The following is a 4,452-nucleotide window of genomic DNA, read 5'->3' on the forward strand; positions in this document are numbered from 1 at the left end:
TCACAACCTGTGCCGCCTGACCCATTCGTCCTTGGTCATTTCCCAATAGACGCTGGCCCGCGTCGTCCCGTCGGGGCGCGTCACCTCGCGCTCACCCAGGCGGCGGAAGCCGGCGGCGTCGATGCCCTTGTGGGCGCGCACATTGTCCAGCGCCGCGGTCAGGCACATCAGGCGCACGCCCAGGGTCTCGAAGATCCAGTCGAAGCTGCGGGCCATGCCGACGCCGCCCTGGCCCTGGTTCTGCAGGTCGGCGCGGATCGCACCGGCCAGTTCCGCGGAGGCCCGCTCCGGCCAGACCGCGATATGCGAATAGCCGGAAACCTTTCCCTGCGCATCGAGGGTCACCATCAGCAATCCCTCGCCGGCCAGCCGCTCGGCCTGGCGCTCGGTCACCCAGCGGGTGACGCTGTCGGGGGTGATCGGCTTGGGCAGGTCGTAGATCGGCCCCGACACGGCCTCGTCGGAGAGCAGCTCCACCAGCCCGGCCACATGCTTCAGCTCGGCGACCGCGCGGCCGGGGCCGAGCGTCGCGGGATCGGCGGTCCGCACCGCCTCGCGGATGGCCTCGGCCTCCGCCTCGGAGGCCTGCAGCACGGTCTTAGGCGGTGTGCTCATCGATCCGTTCGGCGGCGAGCCGCTCCAGCGCCTCGCCAGTCAAGCGCCGCGTGGTCCAGTCATCAAGGGCTGAGGCGCCAAGACTGTCGTAGAAGGCGATGGAGGGCGCGTTCCAGTCGAGCACCGCCCACTCCAGCCGCGCCAGCCCCTGCTCGACGCAGCGCTGCGCCAGGCCTTTCAGGAGCGCCTTGCCGGCCCCGCCGCCGCGCGCCTCGGGCTTGACGAACAGGTCCTCCAGCCAGATCCCGTGGCGGCCGCGGAAGGTCGAGTAGTTGTAGAACCACAGGGCGAATCCCACCGGCGCGCCGTCCTGCCGGGCGATGTCGCAGAACACCTTGGGCCGGGGTCCGAACAGGTCGCGCACCACGTCGCCCTCGGTCGCCTCCACCTGGTCAAGCAGCCGCTCGTAGTCCGCGAGCGCGCGGATGAACTCCAGGATCAGGCCGGCGTCGGCGACCGTGGCCTCGCGGATCTCCAGCATCAGGCGTGCGCCGGGGTCCCGCTGCCAAGCGTGACGCCCGGCGGCGGCTTGGCGTCGTCCGGCACGAAGAAGTCCGGCATCAAGGGCTGGCTGGGATCGACGCGGTACTTGTCGAAATCCCGCTCGCCCTCGCCGTAGAGGAAGGTATCGTCGATCAGGAAATTCCCGCTGAAATCGCGCGCGGGCTTGAGGAAGACCGCGTGGGCCGCGTCGGCCATGATCTCCGGCGTGCGGCAGCGGCGCATCCCCTCGTCGCCCGCGAGCGCGAACTTGATCGCCGCGGTGGCGATGCCCGTCCGCGGCCACAGGGCATTGAAGGCCACCCCGTCGGCCTTGAACTCGGCGCTCATGCCCAGCACGCACATGCTCATGCCGAACTTGGCCATGGTGTAGGCCGTGTGGCCTGCGAACCACTTGGCGCTCATGTCCAGCGGCGGCGAGATCATCAGCACGTGCGGATTGGCGGCGGCCTTCAGGTGCGGCAGGCAGGCCTTCGAGGTCAGGAAACTGCCCCGCGCATTGACCTGGTTCATCAGGTCGTAGCGCTTCATGTCGGTCTGCAAGGTGCCGGTGAGCTGGATCGCCGAGGCGTTGTTGACGCAGATGTCGATGCCGCCGAACCGGTCCACCGCCTTCGCCACGCCCTCCAGCACCGAGGCCTCGTCGCGCACGTCGACGATCAGCGGCAGGGCCTTGCCGCCCACCGCCTCGATCTCCTCGGCTGCCGTGTAGATCGTCCCCGGCAGCTTCGGATGCGGCTCGGCGGTCTTGGCCGCGATCACCACATTGGCCCCGTCGCGCGCGGCCCTGAGCCCGATCGCCAGGCCGATGCCGCGGCTCGCGCCGGTGATGAAGAGGGTCTTGCCGGATAGGCTCATCCTAATTCTCCCACGGCGCAAAATTTCCCCGTCATCCCACGGTCGCCCGCCCGGGCGATCCGTGGGACCCAAGCTGAATCGATCCAGATCACGCGGCGCTCGAGCCCAAACTCGGCTTGGGTCCCACGGATCAGCGTGCCGCTGACCGTGGGATGACGGCTGGACGGGGTGCGGTTCACGCGGGCTCTTTCGTGGCGGCCTTGGCGAAGTTCGGCGCGCGCTTCTCGGCGAAGGCGGCGAAGGCCTCCTTGGCTTCCGGGGTCTTCAGCTGGGCGGTGAAGTGGCCGCCCTCCTCGGCGATGCGCGCCAGGTAGCGCTCGCTCTCCCGCATCAGTTGCTTGGTGAGGGTCACCGCCGAGGGCGGCTTGGCGGCGATGGCCTCGGCGGCGGCGCGGGCGCGCACCCGCACCTCGCCGGCCGGCAGGGCCAGGTTGGCGATGCCCCAGTCGGCCGCCTGCCGGCCGCTGATGGCCTCGCCCAGCACGAACATCGAAAACGCCCGCGCATGGCCGATGCGGGCCGGCAACAGGATCGAGGAGGCGGCTTCCGGCACCAGCGCCAGGTTCACGAACGGCGTGGTGAGCAACGCGTCCTGGGCGATGAACACCAGGTCGCAGTGCAGCAGCAGGGTGACGCCGACGCCCACCGCACGGCCCTCGACCGCGGCCACGATCGGCGTCGTGGCCCGCGCCAGGGCGGTGATCAGCGCCGAGCCGCCGCGCCGCTCGCCGGAGCCTGCACCCTCGCCGCGGTTCGCGGCGGCGAAGTCGGCCAGGTCGTTGCCGGCGGTGAACATGTCGCCGTTGGCCTGGATCAGGATGCAGCGCACCTCCGGATCGGCGGGCGCATGGTCGATGGCGTCGCCCAGCGCGCCGTACATGGCCGGGGTCAGCGCGTTCTTCTTCTCCGGCCGGTTCAGGGTCAGCGTCAGCACGCCGTCCCGCTTGTCGATCAGCACATGTTCGGTCATCGCCGGCTCCTCGATCCGCGCCCTTACGCCGTAAGCCTTAGGCACGGCGGACGTGAGGACAAGCAAGAACCTTCGCAGGCCGAAGCTCGCAAGACATCCCTTCTCCCCTTGCGGGAGAAGGTGGCCTGCGAAGCAGGTCGGAAGAGGGGTCGACGGATGGCCCCGACGAATAGATGCGCCGACCCGCGGCGAATTCTAGTCTCGCCGGTCAGGGCGGACACCGTCGCAAGGTTGCCTTTGCAATTCAGCGCCGCCCGCATCGCCGGGAATGGTGACGGTTCGCCGATCGGCGCTCAACCGAAGCAGGAGCTGTCTAGCGCCGATGATCAGCTTGGACGGCGAATTGGCGTCGAACACGATGCCGCGACTGGGACGTAAAGAGAGGCCGATCTTGTCCTCGATAGGCGTCACCGTGAACTCCTGGCCGTAGAGCGCAGCGCGGCCGTTCGGCGACACGGTCAACGTGGTTCCGGCGAGCTGTTCCCGCCCTTGGAAACAGCCTGCAAGTGTGGGCAACAGGTCTGACCGTTGACTATTTTCGTGGAAGTAAAACCGGAGTCCAAGGGCCAGGATTGCGACGGACGCGGCGATCGTCAGGAGATTCTTCATCTGTAGACTCGGCGCGACCCCTCTTCCGTCGGGCATCCGCCCGACACCTTCTCCCGCAAGGGGAGAAGGACAACCCCTCGATCAGACCGCCTGGTACCAGTCGACGCCCGCCGCATCACGCGTGCGCTGCGCCTGGCCGCGGGCGATCAGGCAGTTGAGGTGGGCGATGCCCTCGCCGGTCGCCATCCCGAGGAGCCCCCCGTCGATCTTGCGGCGGAACAAGACGTGGAAGATGTCCACCGCCCGCTTGGGCTCGGCGATCAGCGCCCGCAGCCGGGCCAGCCCCCGCTCGTGGCCGGCGATCAGGTGGTCGATGCGCGCGTGCAGGCCGTGGAACGGATCGTTGTGGGCCGGCAGCACCAGCACATCGTCGGGGATCCTGGTCTTGATCCGGGCCAGCGACGTCAGCCAGTCGGTCAGCGGATCGCCGTCCGGCTCGGTCGGGAACACCGACACGTTCGACGAGATCCTCGGCAGCACCTGGTCGCCGCTGATCATCAGCTTCAGGTCGGGACACCACAGGCAGGCGTGCTCGGGGCTGTGGCCCGAGCCCACCACCACCCGCCAGACATGGTCGCCGATCTTGACCTCGTCGCCGTCGCTCAGCCGGTGATAGCTGTCCGGCAGCGCATGCAGCGCGCGGCCGAAGCCGCCGAACCGGGCGCGGTAGGTCTCGATGGCGTCGGCGTCCCAGCCGGCCGCCCTGTAGAACTCCAGCGCATCCGGCGGCGCCTCGCGCCCGGTGTCGGCGGCCAGCGACCGGCACATCAGGAACTCCAGCCGGCTGATCCACAGCCGGCACTGGAACTTGCGCGTCAGCCAACCGGCCATCCCGATATGATCCGGATGCATGTGGGTGACGAACACCCGCGTCGCCGGCCGGCCCGCCAGGCTCTCGC

Annotated in this window: 6 protein-coding genes; all 6 read right to left on the reverse strand. The window is 69.2% G+C overall.

All coding sequences use genetic code 11. The features are described from left to right. Window positions 1–615: a GNAT family protein gene (locus VGT80_RS09070; protein ID WP_327454982.1), complete on the reverse strand. Its 615-nt coding sequence runs from the start codon at window positions 613–615 to the stop codon at window positions 1–3. Further along, window positions 599–1,096, reverse strand: coding sequence for a GNAT family N-acetyltransferase (locus VGT80_RS09075; protein ID WP_349256589.1), 498 nt, complete (start codon window positions 1,094–1,096; stop codon window positions 599–601). The genes VGT80_RS09070 and VGT80_RS09075 overlap by 17 nt, the downstream gene beginning before the upstream one ends. Beyond that, the gene (locus VGT80_RS09080) at window positions 1,096–1,974 is read right to left on the reverse strand and encodes an NAD(P)-dependent oxidoreductase (RefSeq protein ID WP_327454984.1); all 879 of its coding nucleotides are present in this window, start codon (window positions 1,972–1,974) and stop codon (window positions 1,096–1,098) included. Before VGT80_RS09080 ends, VGT80_RS09075 begins: the two co-directional genes overlap by 1 nt. A gap of 175 nt (window positions 1,975–2,149) precedes the next feature. Then, a complete protein-coding gene (locus VGT80_RS09085; protein WP_327454986.1) occupies window positions 2,150–2,944 on the reverse strand; it encodes an enoyl-CoA hydratase-related protein in 795 nt (264 codons plus the stop codon). Window positions 2,945–3,139: 195 nt separating this feature from the next. Beyond that, window positions 3,140–3,553, reverse strand: a complete 414-nt coding sequence (locus VGT80_RS09090; protein WP_327454988.1) for a hypothetical protein — start codon at window positions 3,551–3,553, stop codon at window positions 3,140–3,142. 81 nt (window positions 3,554–3,634) lie between these two features. Beyond that, the coding region (locus VGT80_RS09095; RefSeq protein ID WP_327454990.1) for an MBL fold metallo-hydrolase at window positions 3,635–4,452 on the reverse strand (818 nt) is incomplete at its 5' end.

This window comes from Phenylobacterium sp. (genome assembly GCF_035944335.1).
GTDB lineage: Bacteria > Pseudomonadota > Alphaproteobacteria > Caulobacterales > Caulobacteraceae > Phenylobacterium.

Bases quoted from the DNA above. Each gene is read 5' to 3' on its own strand.
- VGT80_RS09090 (WP_327454988.1), bottom strand. From the start codon at position 3,553: ATGAAGAATCTCCTGACGATCGCCGCGTCCGTCGCAATCCTGGCCCTT.
- VGT80_RS09080 (WP_327454984.1), bottom strand. From the start codon at position 1,974: ATGAGCCTATCCGGCAAGACCCTCTTCATCACCGGCGCGAGCCGCGGC.
- VGT80_RS09070 (WP_327454982.1), bottom strand. From the start codon at position 615: ATGAGCACACCGCCTAAGACCGTGCTGCAGGCCTCCGAGGCGGAGGCC.
- VGT80_RS09085 (WP_327454986.1), bottom strand. From the start codon at position 2,944: ATGACCGAACATGTGCTGATCGACAAGCGGGACGGCGTGCTGACGCTG.
- VGT80_RS09075 (WP_349256589.1), bottom strand. From the start codon at position 1,096: ATGCTGGAGATCCGCGAGGCCACGGTCGCCGACGCCGGCCTGATCCTG.